General features: G+C 68.1%; 13 protein-coding genes and 3 pseudogenes. 11 read left to right on the forward strand and 5 right to left on the reverse strand.

Features of this window, described 5'->3' with window-relative positions; all coding sequences use genetic code 11:
• Positions 1-45: 45 nt before the first annotated feature.
• From PYS65_RS33905 to PYS65_RS33920, 4 genes and pseudogenes are all read left to right on the forward strand, one after another.
• A pseudogene (locus PYS65_RS33905) lies at positions 46-1,198 on the forward strand (IS630 family transposase).
• A gap of 49 nt (positions 1,199-1,247) precedes the next feature.
• A complete protein-coding gene (locus PYS65_RS33910; protein WP_279331621.1) occupies positions 1,248-1,862 on the forward strand; it encodes a hypothetical protein in 615 nt (204 codons plus the stop codon).
• Between the two features lie 199 nt (positions 1,863-2,061).
• Entirely contained in the window at positions 2,062-2,610 is a 549-nt protein-coding gene (locus PYS65_RS33915; protein WP_279337780.1) for an MmyB family transcriptional regulator, read from the forward strand.
• A 29-nt stretch (positions 2,611-2,639) separates the two neighbouring features.
• Positions 2,640-3,269, forward strand: coding sequence for a hypothetical protein (locus tag PYS65_RS33920; RefSeq protein WP_279331619.1), 630 nt, complete (start codon positions 2,640-2,642; stop codon positions 3,267-3,269).
• Positions 3,270-3,487: 218 nt separating this feature from the next.
• On the opposite strand, the gene PYS65_RS33925 is transcribed toward PYS65_RS33920, so the two are convergent.
• The 3 genes and pseudogenes from PYS65_RS33925 to PYS65_RS33935 form a co-directional block, all read right to left on the reverse strand.
• Entirely contained in the window at positions 3,488-5,266 is a 1,779-nt protein-coding gene (locus PYS65_RS33925; RefSeq protein ID WP_279338162.1) for an acyl-CoA dehydrogenase family protein, read from the reverse strand.
• A 485-nt stretch (positions 5,267-5,751) separates the two neighbouring features.
• Positions 5,752-6,848, reverse strand: a pseudogene (locus tag PYS65_RS33930) (integrase core domain-containing protein).
• 201 nt (positions 6,849-7,049) lie between these two features.
• Positions 7,050-7,205 (reverse strand): annotated as a pseudogene (locus tag PYS65_RS33935) (helicase associated domain-containing protein); the annotation flags it as partial.
• Positions 7,206-7,591: 386 nt separating this feature from the next.
• On the opposite strand from PYS65_RS33935, the gene PYS65_RS33940 reads away from it, so the two are divergent.
• Positions 7,592-9,061, forward strand: a complete 1,470-nt coding sequence (locus PYS65_RS33940; protein ID WP_279337781.1) for an SAVED domain-containing protein — start codon at positions 7,592-7,594, stop codon at positions 9,059-9,061.
• An 11-nt stretch (positions 9,062-9,072) separates the two neighbouring features.
• Here the strand turns inward: PYS65_RS33940 and PYS65_RS33945 are convergent, their stop codons facing one another.
• Positions 9,073-10,005 (reverse strand): hypothetical protein, encoded by a 933-nt coding sequence (locus tag PYS65_RS33945; protein WP_279337782.1) that lies wholly within the window; start codon positions 10,003-10,005, stop codon positions 9,073-9,075.
• Between the two features lie 423 nt (positions 10,006-10,428).
• Here PYS65_RS33945 and PYS65_RS33950 point away from each other — a divergent pair, with 423 nt between their 5' ends.
• From PYS65_RS33950 to PYS65_RS33970, 5 genes are all read left to right on the forward strand, one after another.
• A complete protein-coding gene (locus PYS65_RS33950) occupies positions 10,429-11,442 on the forward strand; it encodes an SMODS domain-containing nucleotidyltransferase (protein WP_279331613.1) in 1,014 nt (337 codons plus the stop codon).
• Positions 11,439-11,996: a ubiquitin-conjugating enzyme family protein gene (locus tag PYS65_RS33955; protein ID WP_279331612.1), complete on the forward strand. Its 558-nt coding sequence runs from the start codon at positions 11,439-11,441 to the stop codon at positions 11,994-11,996. The genes PYS65_RS33950 and PYS65_RS33955 overlap by 4 nt, the downstream gene beginning before the upstream one ends.
• Positions 11,990-12,937, forward strand: a complete 948-nt coding sequence (locus tag PYS65_RS33960; RefSeq protein WP_279337783.1) for a HesA/MoeB/ThiF family protein — start codon at positions 11,990-11,992, stop codon at positions 12,935-12,937. Before PYS65_RS33955 ends, PYS65_RS33960 begins: the two co-directional genes overlap by 7 nt.
• Positions 12,938-13,029: 92 nt before the next feature.
• On the forward strand, positions 13,030-13,269 hold the full coding sequence (locus PYS65_RS33965) for a hypothetical protein (protein ID WP_279337785.1): 240 nt from the start codon (positions 13,030-13,032) through the stop codon (positions 13,267-13,269).
• Positions 13,270-13,280: 11 nt separating this feature from the next.
• The gene (locus PYS65_RS33970) at positions 13,281-13,640 is read left to right on the forward strand and encodes an MPN domain-containing protein (RefSeq protein ID WP_279337787.1); all 360 of its coding nucleotides are present in this window, start codon (positions 13,281-13,283) and stop codon (positions 13,638-13,640) included.
• A 316-nt stretch (positions 13,641-13,956) separates the two neighbouring features.
• On the opposite strand, the gene PYS65_RS33975 is transcribed toward PYS65_RS33970, so the two are convergent.
• The gene (locus PYS65_RS33975) at positions 13,957-15,039 is read right to left on the reverse strand and encodes an ATP-binding protein (RefSeq protein WP_279331610.1); all 1,083 of its coding nucleotides are present in this window, start codon (positions 15,037-15,039) and stop codon (positions 13,957-13,959) included.
• Between the two features lie 1,046 nt (positions 15,040-16,085).
• Between PYS65_RS33975 and PYS65_RS33980 the strand changes: the two genes are divergently transcribed.
• On the forward strand, positions 16,086-16,298 hold the full coding sequence (locus PYS65_RS33980; RefSeq protein ID WP_279337788.1) for a hypothetical protein: 213 nt from the start codon (positions 16,086-16,088) through the stop codon (positions 16,296-16,298).
• Positions 16,299-17,075 lie beyond the last annotated feature (777 nt).

Raw genomic sequence — 17,075 nt, forward strand, 5'->3', positions numbered from 1 at the left:
GCGGTTGGATGTGCAGTGACGTCCGATCCGACCGCTGGGGGTGTGGTGGCTGAGCCTGTCCGTGTGCGCAGGTTGACCGACCAGGAGGGTCAGAGGCTGCAGCAGATAGTGCGCCGGGGAAGTACCAGTTCGGTGTGGTACCGGCGCGCGATGATGCTGCTGGCCTCGGCCGGCGGGAACCGGGTGCCGGTGAGCGCGAAGCTGGTGCAGGCCGACGAGGACACCGTCCGGGACCTGATCCACCGGTTCAACGAGATCGGCCTGGCCTGTCTGGACCCTCGGTGGGCGGGAGGCCGTCCCCCCAGGCTCCGCCCGGGGGAGGAGGGCCTCCCGCCCGCTCAGTCCTGACGACGAGGACTTCGCCGTGGCGACGGCCACCACCCGCCCGACCAAGCTCGGCCAGTCCTTTACCCGCTGGTCCCTCCGCAAACTCGCCGCCTAACTTGCGCCGCGTGCCCGGCCACATGATCCGGATCAGCCGCGAGGCGTTACGGTGCCTGCTCGCGCGCCGCGGCATCACCTCCAGCGCACCAAGACGTGGAAGGAGTCACCCGACCCGGACCGCGCCACCAAGCTCGATCGCATGGAGGAGGTCCTGGACCGCTTCCCGGACCGTGTGTTCGCGTTCGACGAGTTCGGCCCGCTCGGTATCCGCCCCGCCCCTGGTTCGTCGTGGGCACCTGCCGGTCACCCCGAGCGTCACCCCGCGACCTACCACCGCACCCACGGAGTGCGCTACTTCCACGGCTGCTACTCGATCGGCGACGACACCCTGTGGGGCGTCAACCGACGCGAGAAGGGCGCCGCGAACACCCTGGCCGCACTGAAGTCGATCCGCGCGGCCCGCCCGGACGGCGCCCCGATCTACGTCATCCTGGACAACCTCTCCGCCCACAAAGGCCAGACGATCCGGCGCTGGGCGAAGAAGAACCGGGTCGAGCTGTGCTTCACCCCGACCTACGCGTCCTGGGCCAACCCGATCGAAGCCCACTTCGGACCACTGCGGCAGTTCACCGTCGCCAACTCCCACCACCCCAACCACACCGTCCAGACCCGTGCCCTGCACGCCTACCTGCGCTGGCGCAACAAGAACGCCCGCCACCCCGACGTCCTCGCTGCCCAGCGCAAGGAACGCGCCCGCAGCCGAAGCGAGAAAGGCATCCGCTGGGGCGGCAGACCCATCACCGCCGCGGCCTGAACGAACGAACAGCACAGCCCATCACAACGTGCCCTGCGAGGAGCACCGCATGCACCACCAAGACGTTCAGGCCGCCGTGGCGCAGATGCTGGAGGTACTGAGGCCTCGCACGGACGAGGACTGGACAGTGCCGGCCGGCCCGCTGGAGTGGAACTGCCGGCAGACCGCCTCACACATCGGCCACGACCTGCTGGCCTACGCAGGCCAGCTCGCCGCGCGCCCGGCCGACGCCTACCTCCTCTTCGATTTGCGCGTGCGCCCCACCGCCTCGCCTGCCGAGGCGCTGCAGGTGGCCGCCGCCTGCGGCGGCCTGCCCGGCAGCGCGCTGGCCACCGCCGACCCGTCCCTGCGGGCCTGGCACCGGGGCCCGTGCGACCCGACGGGATTCGCGGCGATGGGCGTCGCCGAGATCCTGCTGCACATCCACGACATCACCCGCGGACTGGCTGCCGCCGACACCGCTATGGGCGGCCGTGCTCGACCGGCTGTTCCCCGACGCCCCGCCCGGCGAGCCCGTCCCAGTGTTGCTGTGGTGCACTGGACGAGGGGACCTGGACGGTCTGCCCCGCCGGACGTCGTGGACGTGGAAGGCGGCACGGCCCGACTGAGCGCACTCAACTCGGTGAACCTGTGCGGTCAGAGCACTGGAGCCGTGGTCGGGTAGCCGCCGCGGTGGACCGCGTACCAAAGGGCTGCGGCAGGTGGACGTCGACGAAGCGCTCAGGCGCGGTGCAGATCTCCCGCAGGCCCTCCCGCAGCGCGCAGGGGTTCGCGGAGCGAGACCTCCTCCGTTGCGCGGGGGCGGGGCTGGTGTGCACCAGAAGGTGGAGGCCGGAACGTCACATCCCCCTCCGGACGTTTTCATGCGCATTGCGCAGTTGCTCGGGTTCACGACGCACGATCTGCGGATCGCCCACCTGAACCTGTACGGGACGAACCCGGTGCTCCTCGTGGAAGATCCGTCGCCGCACTGGCAGGAGGTCCTGAACGGGCAACGCGAGATGGCCTGTGCCGTGACCCCCGGGGGGCTCCTGGTGGCATCCGACGAGTCGTTCCCGCAGATGTTCTCCAAGGGAGGGCAGCCGGCGAACCTGTGGCGCTGGGCGCTGTTCTCGGAGGAAACGCGAACGGTCCTTGTGAACTGGGACAAGCGCTGGGCGCCGGATTTGCTCGCTGAGTTGAGGCTGGCTCGCTACCGGTATCCGGCCGACGACACGGTGCGGGCTCTGTATGCGGACGCCGTCCGTGACCCGGCTCTGCAGCAGATTGTCGCCGAGCCAAGCCGGGGTCTGAACGGCCAGGCGCACCCTCTGCGCCATCCGATGCACGGTGAGGGAACGGCGCGGTTCATGGCTGCCCGTGCTGTCGGGGTGAGCGTCCTGACCATCCTCTTTGAGTCCGCTGCCCAGTAGCACCACCAACGCCAGGAGGGAGGATCTCGATGCGGCTCTTGGTCCCGGACGATCCGGTGTTCCTCGGTATGTTCATCGGGATCGAGCAGCCTTTGTTGTACGACCTGTATCACTTCTACCGAAACGATCTGAGTGATGGACAGGACCTGATGATCCGCACTGCGTATTGCAAATGGGGCGAAATTCAGCAGAGTTTTCCGCCTCTGCTCCAGTGGCAGGACCTGGTCCCGGCGGCCCGAGGGCAGGGGGGCCGGAAAGGCTATGCCCTGCACGACTCGCGAGGCCGACAGCTGACGTGCCTGTACTCCGTGGACGTCCCGGCGGAGTATCTGCACACCCTGCGGGCCTGTCACACCATGCTCGCTCGAGCGGAACGGGAAACTGGCCGGCTCACCGATGCGCTCGACGAGCTGGCGGAGGAGACGAGCATGCGGTGTCTCGTCGGTGACTTCGGACGCGTACTGGATGTGATGGAGCTCAAGACACCGCCCGGCCTCCTCAGGGCCATTGGGCGTGGAGCGCCGTCCGGGCCGGTACCGGCCATCACGCTGGATGCGGCGCAAGAAGCCGAGTATCAGGACTTCTGTGGACGCGTCGTGTACGCCTTGAGCGCCGGTGACAGGTTCACCTACACCTCCCACCGCGCGATGTACTTCTGAAGCAGGTGCCCGGAGGGCCCGCACCGGTGGCGGGCCCTCCCGCCCGCGCGTCACCCCGAGACGCGCCGAGGCGTGAGACAAGTGCCGACCTCCGTACGTGCCTCACGAATATCCGAGAGTTCGTCAGGCACGTACGGCAACCGCCCTCATGGGACGTTGTCGACGGCGAGGAACCTTGCTTCAACCAGCCGCAACGAGGTCCGTCAGGTACGCAGAAGTCATGGCAGGGCCGGCGCGAGGCCGCTTGAACCGTCCGGGTGCAGTATGGGGTGGCGGTCCAAAAGTCCGTGAGGCACGGAGAACGCCTCAACCATCTCCAGCGCATGAGGTGCGAGGTCGGCGACGACACTCTCGACGACGTCCGGCAGATCCAAGACCTGATCGGTAGTCAGACGCCCTTGCGCCAGGAGGTCGCCGCTGTGGGCGGCCACTTCGCGAAGGGCGAAGAGGCCGTGCAGGTCCACGAGCAGCGACCGGGCGTGTGCCGATGCGGTTTGGGCGGACGCACTCAGCAGAGCCTCGGCGGCCAGGCGATGGGCATGCGCGTCGACGAGTTTCAGGGCCGGGGTGACCGTTGTGTTCCATCGTTCCAGGGGTGAGCGAGCCCCCTTGGTGCGCAGCCGCGTACGCGCCCGCTCGTGCCATATTCGCTCTACGTCCGCCAGGAGGTCCTGCAAGTGCTGCGGATCGCGCAGCGAGCGATCCTCGGGCAGTGCCTCACTGGCCGGCTTCGGGGTGAGGCCCCCCAGAAGCATCTCCCCGGCCGCCTTGGTCCAGATGACAAGATTGTCTCCCTCGGCGGTGATCGTGCCCTCGTTGGCGGCTAGCTGGAACGTTATGCCGTTGGCCAGAGCGAGCCCTTGCGCACCGCACCTCTCGCGGCACTCCGTCATGACGGCCCGGGCCCGCCATGTGATCCACCCCTTGGCGACGGCTATCAGCCGTTCGCAGTCCTCACGGTCGGCCTCCGTGGACTGGCTCCACTGCCGGACAACGGACCGGTGCAGCAACGTGGCTGCGTAAGTCGAGGCAAGGGCGTCCAGGAGCGGTGTGTGGTGGCTCCGATGTGACATCAGGGGCACCCGCTGCCCCTTGGTCATTCCTGCTGTCTGCCGGGTGTGGGCGTGCCGCACGGCGATGCCCAAGGCGTGCCGTGTCACTCCCAGGCTGTATGCGCTCATGCAGAGTTTGCCCATGGTCACGCGACCGATGGAATGGAGGAACCGTTTGCGGCTGTTGCCCAGGGAGCTGACGAACTGGCCGTCCGGGCGGAGTCGTCCATGCTCCCCCTGCAGCATGGCGGTGAACGGCAGGGGGACGCTGCGGAACGCTGTGGTGCAGTGATCCACGGGAGCGCTTCCGGTCTGGGGCAGGTCCCAGACCTCAACACCCGGCAGATGCTGCCCGTTCCTGTCGCTGAGAGGGGTCAGGAACAGGAACACGCCCTTGTCGTCCCCGTCAACGATCAGCCGGGCCGCGACGAGTGCGTCCTTCGCGCCGCCTACGGAACTGGTGTTGGGCATGAACTTTCGGGCGCCGTCAGACGGGGTGTCGAGCACGAAGCCGCCTGACGCCCGATCGAACGTGGCGGTGGTTTCCAGCTGGGAAGCGTCATTGCCGTGTGCTTGCTCGGTGCACAGGAAGGTCCCCAGACGCTCCATCTGGAGGTAGGGCGTCAGGTTCCGGTCCTCATGGTCGTGATCCAGGAGGCTGCCGAGGAACAGATTGAAGTGGATGCTCGCGATCGTTGCCATGCCGGCATCGGCAACCCCTGCCCATTCGTGCAACGCGGTCAGGGAAGCGGCGTCGGCAACCAGAGCCCGAGCATCGGAAACAGCCTCATTGACCAAGTGGAGTCGCTGATAGGACAGCTCGGTGCGCTCCCGGTGCGTGAGTCCTTCCTGGAAGGCGAAGGGAGCAGAGCTGAACAGCTCGCGCCACGGCCCGTGGAACTGCTCAGCCTGCGTGCCGAAGAGGGCAACCTGAAGCGCAGGCAGGGGGCTTGTCTTGCTGGAGAGGGGGAATCGATCACTCCGGAAACGTAGCCCAGATGCACAGGCGCCACAGCATGGTGATCAACACGATTGACACAGGCCGAACGGTGGTAGTTGCCCATTGGAGTCGAAGTGGCCTGCGAGCCGGTCCAGGAAGCGGCACATCACCTCGGCGGTGAAGCCCTCGGTGGCCGTGACGGTTTGAGTCGGCCCCACTCGGACGGTCTGAAGTGGCCCCACCCAGAGATCGATTGGGGCGGTGTGACGGTTTCAAGTGGCCCCGGCTGTCGGTGCGAGCTGGCCCCACCGGCGTCGTCTGGTGGCATGATCGCGGCATGACTGCAGTGCTGCCGCGGACGATCCGAGCCGTGGACACCGACCAGTTCCTCCTGCTGAAGCAGGAAGCGGCGCGGTTGGGCTTCAGTCAGCGGCTCCCGGCCGATTGGCTGCGGGAGCACTGCGCCTGCCGAAAAGCTCATCCGCGCAGGTCATGCGGCATGTCGGTACTCGTGGAGGATGCCGCCGAGTCGTTGGCGTCGTCGTATGTCGAGGCGGGTGATCTGCTTCGGATCGCTGATCGGCATCGGCAAGGGGCGTAGCGGGCGGGCGTTGGCGATGCCTTGATGGGGCCGGTGGGAGTTGTAGAAGTTTTCGAACTCGCGTAGCGCGTGGAGCAGGTGTCGCTGGTTCCAGATCAGGGTGCGGTCCAGCAGCTCGCGCCGACAGGTCTGCACCCACCGCTCCATGATTGAGTTCATGCGCGGCATCCGTACTCCGCTGAGCACCACCTCGATACCCGCGTCCTTGAGTACCTCGTCGAACAACCGCGGGAACTTCCCGTCCCGGTCCCGGATCAGGAACCTGGCCCGGCAGCCGGCGTCTTCGAGGTCCATGACGAGGTTCTTCGCGACGTGCGTCACCCAGGATGCGGTGGGGTGCGCGGTGGCGCCGAGGACCCGGATCCGGCGGTTCGCGTGCTCGATCGCGGCGAACACGTACAAGCGGGCCCCGGACAAGGTGACGGTCTCGAAGAAGTCGCACGCCAGGAGCGCGTCGGCCTGGGAACGCAGGAAGCCCGCCCAGGTGCTCGAGGCCCGCTCGGGCGCCGGGTCGATGCCGCCTCCTTCAAGATTTCCCAGACGGTGGAGGCGGCCACCGTAACGCCCAGAACGAGGAGTTCGCCATGGATGCGGCGGTATCCCCAGTTGGAGTTCTCGCGGGCGAGCCGCAGCACCAGCAGCCGGATGGAGCGCACGGTCCGCGGCCTTCCCGGGCGCTTGGGCCGGGAGCGCGCAGCGTGGCGGCGTGCGACCAGATCGCGGTGCCAGCGCAGCACGGTGTCCGGACGCACCACCAGCCGTATCCTGCGCAGCACCTGCGAGGGCAGGCGGTGCAGCAACGCCGCCAGGAACGCGCGATCGTTCGGGGAGAACCGAACCTTTTCGCCACCGAGTTGGCGCTCCAGCACCGTGATCTGATGCCGGAGGGCGAGGATCTCCGTTTCCATGTCCCGGTCGCTCATGGGCAGCAGGCGCAGCACGGCGAACGCGTTCGTCACGGTCAGGTAAGCCAGTCGTAGCAGCACGAGCAGCCATCATGCCGGGGTGATCGCCAGTCCCGCGAGAGCACCGATTCCAGCGTCCGTGCTCGAGAACCCGCGCATCCCGCACACCGGCTCCTACCTCGGCGGATGAGGTTTTCGGCAAGGGCAACGTACCGTGTGAGAGCCTCAACGATGGGCGACGTATGAGTGGCAGTAGCTGGCGACAGATCCTGTCAAAGGTCGCTACGCCCATTCCACGCCCAACTTCCGCAGCGCGGCCAGCTGCTCCGCGCTGAGCTTGTCCCGCCTGGTTTTGGTGTTGGAGATCCATACGCCCAGCTTGACGATCACCGGCTCGGTCTCGCCGTCGACCGCGAGCTCCTCAGCGTGGCCGCGTGGTGTCGCGACCAGCTAGAGATGATGTGATCTTGGTGTTCGGCTGGCCTTTCTGACCTGGAGCACCTCAACTGCGTTCGGACAACATCTGAGAGCTGCTTACCTGCAGGTTCTCTGATCCGTAGGCCTCTGAACTGGCTCGCCGCAACTTGCCCTGGACTCACATCAAGTGACCTTGGACGCGTATAGAGCAGGGACCTGAGGGAGTGCGGATGCCTGCTGCGATCTCCCGTCGATCTTTTCAAGCTCGCCAGGTCCCGGGCGGGCTTGTGAACGCCATGTTCAGCGCTATGGTCTCTCGGCGCCGGGGGTGGGCACGGCGAAGGGGCGAGGGCGATGATTTGCCCGGTGGCTGCGGTATGGCGGCCTCGAGTGGGAGGTTGCGTTCCGTGTCTGACTTGCCTGCCCCGAGTTCGACGGGTGTTCGTATCGCCGGTGACCGGTACCAGTGGCTGGTCGCGTGGCAGGGCTGCGTCACAGCGGTACGGGACGCGGCGATGCGCGTGCCGAACCCGGTGGTGGCGGTGGGCGTCGAGATGGATGGTGTGGGGAACGTGGATGACGTTGTCCTGTACCGTACGGAGCCACCGCATACCTATATGCAGGTCAAATACGCCGCGGACAGTTCCTCACCTGTCAACGAGGAGTACTTGCTCAAGCCGAGCGACCAGGGCGGTCCGTCGATCCTGCGCAAGGTGGCACAGGCTTGGCAGCAACTCGCCGGGGACGGCTTGCCGGTTGATCTTGCGTTGTTGAGTAACCGGTCCCCGGACGCCGGGGATCCGCTGATCTCGCTGCGGGATTCCCGCACCCAGTTGCTCGTGCCGAAGGCGGCGCAGCAGGGACCGCGTTCGAAGAAGGGGCAAGCGCGCAGTCGTTGGGCCGCCGGCATCGGGTTGAGCGAGGACAGGCTGCTGGATCTTCTGAAGGTGCTGCGCTTCGACCTGGCACGGGACGTGCTGCACCTGCATGAGCACCTGCAGATGCTGATGTTTGCTGCGGGGCTACGGTTCGACGAGGGGGCTATGCACGCCGGAGCGGACTGGGTGGCGCGCCAAGTCGCCGATGGGCAGCGCAGGCTGTCTCTGGCGGATGTCAGGGAGGCGATCCAGTCTCTGCGTCTGGAGGCCGGCTCGTCACGGGCGGTGCTTTCCGTCGCCACGCTGAAACCGGACCCGATGGCGGAGGACGCCGACTACGCGGTGGACTGGGCGGACCACTTCGAGGGCGCCTCGCCCTACGTGAAGCGGCGTCCGCTTGCCCCGGCGACCTGGGCGCAGTTGCAGGCGGACATCGAAGCGGCACCGTTTCGGATGCCGCCGGGCACGACCTCCATCGCCGTCACCGGCAGCCTGCGTCTCGCACCCGCGTTTGTGGTCGGCGCGGCTTTCCGCATGGTGACCGGAGTCGATTTGGCCGTGGCCCAGCGCGGACAGGTCTGGTCGTCCGCTGCCGAGTACGACGCTGTGCTGGCCCCGGATGTTGATGAGCACGCTCTCGGTCTCGGACCGGACCTCGCCGTGGCCATAGGCGTCGCTGTCGACCCCACCGAGGACGTGCTGGACTTTCTGCGGGAGCAGCAGATACCCGTCTCCCGTCTGCTGGTGCTGCGCCCACCCGGCGGCGCGAAGGACAACGCGATCCCGGATGCGGCCACGGCCAGCGCACTGGCCGTCGGAATCCGGGGCCTGCTGCGTCGTGCCTGCCGCACACATCCAGCGATCCACCTGTTCCAGGCCGGCCCGATGGGCCTGGCTCTGCTGCTGGGCAATCGGTGGAACCGCTTGCGACCCACCACTGTGTATGAGGACGTCAACGGACAGCAGGTGTATGAGAAGGCGTTCGTCGTCGACGCGTAAACCCTGCCCGCTCACGCCTCGGTGTCCAACACCCGCAGCCGGGCCTCGGCGTCGGCGACGACCAGCCCCGATTCCTCGGTCAACTGTCCATCCGCGTCCGTGATCGGGCAACTCATGACCATGACGGCGAGGCCGGCGAGATCCACCATCGTGGCTACCTCGGCGCGCTGACGGGAGTCGTACCGGGTGAAGTCGTCGCACGCTTCGGTCAGCGCGGTGAATGACGGCAGCCGTCTTACCAGGATGAACCGAAGGTCCCGCAGGACGCGACGTATGTCCTTGCTGCGCGCGTACAGTGCGGACGCCGCATCCTCCGCCGCGCTCATCTCCGTCTCGGCCCGCTCCAGGTCCTGCGCCATCTCCCGCTGGCCGCGTCTGGCTGCGCGGCCCTGCCACTCCACGATGGCAGCCAGCGAGAGAACGGCTGGAGCCGCGACGATCACGGACAGCACCGTTGTCCCGGCCGCCACCCCGCCACCGCCTGCGGCAAGAGACCCGCCTCCCAGCCATGCGAGCGTGGCACTGGTGGCGGCCGCCCCGGACAACCCCGATATCGCCGTGCCGGTCGAGGCGGAGGCGAAGGCGCCCACCGCGAGGTAGGTGCCTGCCCAGGCGCCGTAACCTGCGAGCGCGCCGCCGGCCAGCGCGCCGACAGCGGCCGTCACAGCGCGTTCGCGCAATCGCCGGAGCACAATGTCCACGTCGCCGCCGACGGTTGGCATCTCGATCGCGGCCAGATCGACCAGATCGGCGTGCTTGAGCCGCCGAAAAACGTCATAGAAGGGGACGAGGGCCTCGTCGTAGAGCGTCTGCCGTGCCTTGTGCTGGGCGGCGTTCTCCGCGGCTGCCCGCTGGTTGAGCTCCTCGTGGCACTCAAGTAGACGCTCGTACCTCCGTCGGTTCGCCTTCGCGAGCCTGACGGCGTCGACTATGGCGACGGCCATGCTGCCCCCTCAACACTCAGCTCGATGATCTTAGCGCCGCATCAGGCAACCTTCGCCCCGTTGCGACGTGCCGTGGCTGAACGCATGCCGTGCGGGAGGTTGATGACGACGAGGCCGCCTCAACTGCCCGAAACATCCCATGTCCCCCCAGCTCGTCGGCCGGGGTGCGCTCTTACGGGAGCGCACCCTCGTGCGATCCCGCTTCGCGGGGCGAGCGTTCCATGCCTGACGGGGCAGCCTCCTGATTGCTCGATGCGTTGCCCCTCGGCAGCCGGATCGGCGGCACGGTACGGGACACCCCACGCCATGAAGATCAACGCGACCTGGTCCCAGGGGCGTTGTCAGCGGGTGCCCGTACCGTGGGAACGAGCAGCCATCGAACGTCCGTTTTCGGCCGCGCCTCGCAGGAGCCGCGGCCGGGGCGTGCCCGGGCTGAACGGCGAGCCCGAGGAGGCACACCGCATGGGGATCGACGAGGCATTCGACGCGCTGCAGAAGTCCGTCGACGAGGACATCAAGAAAACGCGGCTGGCCCGCGGGCGCCGGGACCTGTTCAAGGAGGCGCTGCTGAAAGAGCCCGACGTCCTCGAGACGTTCGGATCGGGCTCCTTGAGCCGCAGCACGCAGCTCAAGCCCATCCACGACGTTGACATCGTCGTCGTCTACGACCCGGACGAACACCCCGAGTGGGGGAGCAGCGGGCCGAGCGCGGAGGAGGCCCTCGAGCACATCCGCTCCCAGGTCAACCGGCTGCTGAGCCAGAGCAAAGGCACTCACGCCACCGTGGTTCGGCACACCCTGCTGCGCAACCACGCCGTCAAGTGCTTCCTCGACGACCCCGACGACCCGGAGGCCTTCACCGTCGACGTCATGGCCGCGCTGCGCCAGCCTGACAACTCGCTGCTCATCCCCGAGCAGCTCAGCGCCCGATGGGTGCCAGCCAACCCCGAATACCTGATCAACATGGTGGCCGAACACCAGCGGGACTGGTCGTACTTCCGGCCGCTGGTCAGGCTGCTCAAGCAGTGGCGACTCGACGTGCAGGTCGAAGGGCGCATCAAGTCCCTCGTCATGGAGGTCCTTGCCCTGCAGTGCCTGCCCGCGTCCGGCAACCGTTGCCAGGGGTTGAAGACGTTCTTCACCGCCGCCGCGACCCGGGTCAACGAAGGCGTGTGGGACCCGGCCGGTCTGTGCGGCGAGATCCAGCCCGACCTGGATCGCGAAGGTCTGTCGGCTGCGTTCGCCGAAGCCGCGGACCTGGCAGACCAGGCCTGCACGGCGGCGGCCGAAGGCGACACAGACGAGGCGCTGCGGTTGTGGCAGGAGATCTTCGGTGAGGACTTCCCGGCTCCCGCCGCTGCCCCCAAGAGCACCGCGTTGATAGGCGCGCCCGCGCTCATCAGCCCCCGCCCCATCAAGGACGCACCCCAGGGATGACGACCGCACCTGTCTGTGGCGCCCGCACTCCCATCGCCTGGTGGGAGTGCGAACCACGCCGACTGCGACGAGACCGGGAGGAGATCCCTGCCCACTTCCCGGACCTCGTCTTCAGTGACGAGGGAGCGGGAAGCTGGGAGGGCACGCTGCCGCGCTGGCCGTTCGGTCGGCCCGAGCCCACCCACCTCACCGACTGGATAGGCGAGAGCGGCCTCCGACTGCGCCTGGCATACAGCCAGGCTTACCCCATGGTGGCCCCGCGCATCATCCCGCTGGACCCGCTGCCCGCCCCGTTCGAGTGGACCCAGCACATCTGGCACGTCAACGGAGACGCCAGCCTGTGCCTCCTGCAGGACGACGTATGGACGGGCCGTGAGACCGTTGTCGACCTGCTACTGAAGGCCGCCGGCTGGCGGATCGAGTACGCGCTGATGAAATACCAGGCGATCGAGGAGATGACCGGCAGCGGCATCGTCACCGACCACCGGCTCGACCACTTCCTGGCCCAGCCCCCGCCACCCGGGGACGGCGGGCAGGACGGTCCCGCGTGCTGATCCTCATTCCACAGGACGCCGCGACCGTACTCCGCGCCTCGGGCGCATGGGGCCGGCTGTCGTTGCGTATCAGCCAGCCGGACGACCTCGCTGTGGTAGGCGGAATCTCCGAGGGCGGCGGCTCCATCATCTCGGTCGACCCGCCGCCGCCCGCCCCCCGCCTGCTCGCCAGCTGCGACTCCCGCCCTACCGGCTACTGGTACCGGGCCAAGAACGAACTGCACGCGCTCTGGCACCTCCTGCGAGTACGGCGTGACACGGCCATGAAACTTGACGTGTTCAAGGACGCCGTCCCCAACGGTTTCAAGACGCCGGGCGACGGCGGCTATGTCGCCCTCACCCACGCCCCCGGCGTGAAGGACGCTTATCCCGAAAGCCGTCTGCCCGACCTCGTCGCCTGGCACGTCACCCGCGCGGGCTTCCAGCCCCTCGAGATGTCGGCCGAGCCCGAAACCACCGGGATTCGGCAACTCGACCATCACTGGCCCGTACAGGAACTGCAGAATGCCCACATCATGCTGGTCGGGGCGGGGAGTATCGGCTCGGCCACCGCGCATGCGCTGGCCGGCTACGGCATCGGGCACCTCACCCTCGTCGATCCTGACCGCCTCCAATGGCACAACCTCGTCCGGCACACCAGTTCCCGCAGGCACATCGGCCGCACCAAAGTCACCGCACTGGCTGAGGAACTCACCCAGCTGCGCCCCGACACCGCCGTCACCCCCTCGCCCTGGACGTCATCGAGCACGCCGACCAGATCCGCGCCCTCCTCATGGACACCCACCTCGTCGTGTGTACGGCTGACGGGGTGGCCGCACGCCGCGTCACCGGCCACCTGGCCCGCCGCGCGGACCGCACCGCCATCCTTGCCTGCGTTCTGCAGTACGGAGCCCTCGGCGAAATCATCCGGCTGCACCCATGGCGCCGGCACGGCTGCCTGACCTGCCGCCGCCACAGCCTCACCGAAGCCGGCAGCCTCGACCCCGAACCCGCCCTGGACGCCGGATACGGCACCGGAACCCGACACCGACCGATGACCGCCGTCGGCCCGGACCTCCACCTCGTCGCCCACCTCGCGGCGAAGACCGCCGCCGCCACCCTCCTCGAACACGCCGGACACCCCGATCAGCGCCTCCCCGGAGAACACGCCCTGATCGGACTGCGCCGCCAACCTGGCTGGGCCGCGCCCTTCGACCTCGGCCGCACCGCCGAACTTCGCTGGCTTCCCGCCACCCCGCCGCGGCCCGGCTGCCCCACCTGCGAAGCGCCATGACCCCGCAGCCCGTGACCGTCGTACACCTCACTGCTCCGGCCGCCCTCGCGATCACCACCGAACTGCACACGGTCGACCACACCACCGAGACCGGGGGAATCCTGCTCGGACACCACACCAGATACACCGTCACGATCTGCCACGCCGGGGCCCCCGGACCTGCCGCCGTCCGCACCCCTACGTACTTCCTGCGCGACCTCGGGCACGCTCAGATACTCGCCGACGAGGCATTCACGGCCGACCGCAGCGTCTGGGTCGGTGAATGGCATACCCATCCCGCGGGCCTCCCGGCCCCAGTGCACGCGACACGGCCACCTACCGTCAGCTCGCGGAAGATCCTGAGCTCGGCTTCCACAGTGTCGTCGCGCTGATCTTCGCCTGCCGGGAGGGCGCTGGACGGGAACCGCCTGGACCTGCCACAGCCGGCGCGTCACCCCTGTAGAGCTCACCATCAGCCCCGTGGGCAGACCGATATGAGCCGCTGCCACAGGTTCTTTGTGTCCCTGGCCTCTGTGCCCGGCGGCGCCGACAGCCATCGCACAGCCAACCCAACCCACTACCGCCGCTCGTGGTGCTCCACCCTGCCAGCACGCACCCGAAGCCGGATTGGGAACTCACCGCGAGCAACCCCCGTCCCTCGCCTGGCCGCTCAAATATCGGTTGCCCGGGCGTTGCCGGAAGCAGACCCTATGCCCAGTCGTCCTCCAGGTCGCCGCGGCCGACGACCATGTCGTCGAGACCTTCCTGGGTGATCGCTTCGGTGCCGTCCTCGATGGACTGCTGAGCGGTCTGGCACAGGAGCTGATCCAGGGTGTCCATGTAGCCGCCGGTCCGCGCGTGGAGCTCCGTGTCGAAGTCGAGGAGCTTTCCTGCACCAGGGACATGGTTGTACAGACGGAGGTTCTTGTCGTAGTCCATCAGGACGGTGCGCCAGGCGTCCTGCTGTCCCTCGTGGAAGGGGATGCGGCGGATCCGCATCACGGGCAGCGTGGTGCGGAACTGCTCGGACTGGTCGGGGCGTTCGCCGTGACGGCGATGGCGGAGAGCTTCCTCGACGATGTCGACGGCACCGTTTCCGCAGTAGATGACGGAGGCGCGCAGACGGGCCTGCAGGCTGTCGAAGTAGGCGAAGGCCTTCGTCAGGTCGTTGCTGTGGATGCGGTCGATCCCGTCGATGCAGATCAGGGAGGTGCCGCTCTCCCGCATCGTGTGGATGACCGGTTCGGTCATGTCGGTGCTGCGGTAGGTCCGCTTGTCGAGGTTGAGGGTGTGGTCCATGCCGAAGAAGTCGGCGAAGGGCAGGGACCAGTCCAGGTTGCATTCGTGGCGCGGCGGGACGTTGATGTAGACGACGGGGGTCCATTCCCTGTCCGGCCGGCGTTCGTTCTCCAGCAGTCCCTGATAGGCGCGGGCGATCTGCGCCAGCAGGGTGGACTTGCCGGCACACCCGTCGATGACCATGCTCATGCGCTTTCCGACTCGCCTGAACCGGTTGGTGCGCAGAGTACGACGGGCGTCCAGCAGACCCCGGGTCACGTCGGGGGTGCTCACGCAGGGCAGGTTTCCGTGGTACATCATCCGCACGTCGGTGTCGGGGAGTTTCGTGCCCGAGGGGGCACAGTCGGCCAGGTCCGGGGGCTTGGGTTCGTGGTGCACGAAGTCCATCAGACCCTCGCGCGTCGAGAGCAGGTCGGGATCCAGCAGTCGGTACAAGGGGGCCGGGGCCACATCTAGGGTGACTGGGCTCTGCGAGGTGTGCGTGGTGGGCATCAGGTCTCCTGCGGGATGGGGGAGGCCGACGACGGGTCTTCTCCGGCGCGGGAGGGCGGCTCGGCGGCGAGATTGCGGAAGATGTCTCCGGCCGCTCCGTCCAGACGGGGCGTCTTCGCGGGGCCGGGGCGGCGACGGCGCGGAGGTCCGTCTGCGGCAGGGGGCAGTGCGTCGTCGGGATCGACCGGGTCGGGCTCGACGGGTGCCGCACGGTCCGCTGGCCGGGGAAGAGGTCCCTGGCGGGGACGTTCAGCGACGGCGCGGCGGGCACGCGTGCGGGGTCGGCCGGGGCGATGCCCGCGTAGGGGTTGAAGGGCGTCTCGGCGATGTCCACCGGCTGAGGGACGAACGCGGCCACCGGCACGGCGTCACGGACGGCCGGAGTGTCTTTGGGCGAGGGACCCTTGCGTGCGCGGTCCAGCAGTTCGTCCACGGCGCGGGTGATCTCCTCCTCGCCACCTTCCCGGCCGCAACGGTCCGCGACGATGTCGGCGGCCCGTTCCCACAGGTACTGGGTCCAGGCATCGTTGATCAAATGCTGGTACTTGAAGTCGAACGGCACCCACGGGCTGCGGGCCGGGTCCTTCTCGGCCGTGTGGTCGTACAGCCATACCCGGCCCGGTGTGTAGGGGTTGTAGTAGACCGACCAATGGCGGCCCTGTCCCTTGATGCCGGTGTGGCGGTTCTTGAACTCGCTGATGCGGTGGCTGATATACGTGCGGTTGTCGATCCGGATGCCCTCGCGGGTGACGATCCGCTTCACGTTGAGCAGCAGTTTGCGGTTCTCGTCGGGGGTGGCGGGCCGGGGCACGGCGCCTTCCGTGGCGACGGCGGCGGCGTACATCTGGTTCGGTGTGAGGACGAGGCCGGGCAGGAAGGGGGAGCGCAGCCCTTCGTGTGGATGCTGCTGCCAGTGGGTGGCCACCCACTCGTGCCACATCTCCTGCACTCGGTTGATCGGCCACAACCGCTCCTGCCCGACCCTCTTCCCGCGCGTGGCCAGGCTGTCGCCGGTGTAGCCGGCGACGAACTGGGAGAATCCGTTCTTGATCGAGTGGTTGGTGCGCTCGATGATCGCTTTGTCTTCGGCGGTGCGTTCCCGGGCGGGCTCCACGCCGATGTTCAGCATGCTGCACGCGTCCTTGAAATGCTGGGCCTTGAAGATCCTGGCGTTGTCGACGACCACCGTCTTGGGGCGCACCACCGGCCGGGCGGCCGCACCTGCCATGCGGGGATCGCCGGCGGCCATCTGCTCGTAGGGCAGGTCGGAGTTCTCGGCCAGGGCCTGAGGCGACCAGCCGGGACGTGCCGGCAGGGGGGCCAGCGCCTGTGCGAGCAGCAGGGCCGCGTCCAGGGACCTGGTGCCGCGCCCCCCGCGGCGTCGGCTTCCGGGCCCCTTCTTGCGGCCGGGCCGTTTGGGCACGACGATCCCGGCCGGGATGGTGCGGCTGAGGGTGTCGATGGCGTAGGTCAGCTCCAGCGAGACCGGCCGGCCGTCGTCCCCGCGGGCCACCACGTCCAGTCCGGTGGAGTCGATCTGGACGCGTTCCCCCAGCAGCGACACCATGACCGGCTGGTAGGGCGGCTCGGGCCCCTGCTTGTCCCTGCCTGCGGGCGCTGCGGAGGCGTGGGAGATCCCCAGGCGTTTGAGCAGGTCGTAGAAGGTGGACCGGGCGGGCATCAACTCCTTGTACTCGTTCGGGTATGCGTGGCGCAGCGCGGTACGTACCTGGGTGCGCAGGCGTGAGAGCGTGCCCACCGACAAGCCGTCCTGGGCCTTGTCCTGCTGGCGGATCACCTCCACCACCCGCTCGTCGACGCGACCGTAGGGGGCGGTGGTGCGCAGCCACCGCTCATCGACCAGGCCGAGCAGCCCCTGCTTCTCGTAGGCCAGGCATTTACGCTGCACCGTGGCGACCGAACCGCGCAGGCCGACAGCTTTCAGCTCGGTGGCCTTCAGGGCATAGCGCTCGGTCCGGGTGGTCGTTGCCGGGTCATAGCCCGGGCGGGGGACGAACGCACCCTGCGAGCCGACC

Origin of the sequence: Streptomyces cathayae (genome assembly GCF_029760955.1) — a bacterium.
GTDB classification, from domain to species: Bacteria; Actinomycetota; Actinomycetes; order Streptomycetales; family Streptomycetaceae; genus Streptomyces; species Streptomyces cathayae.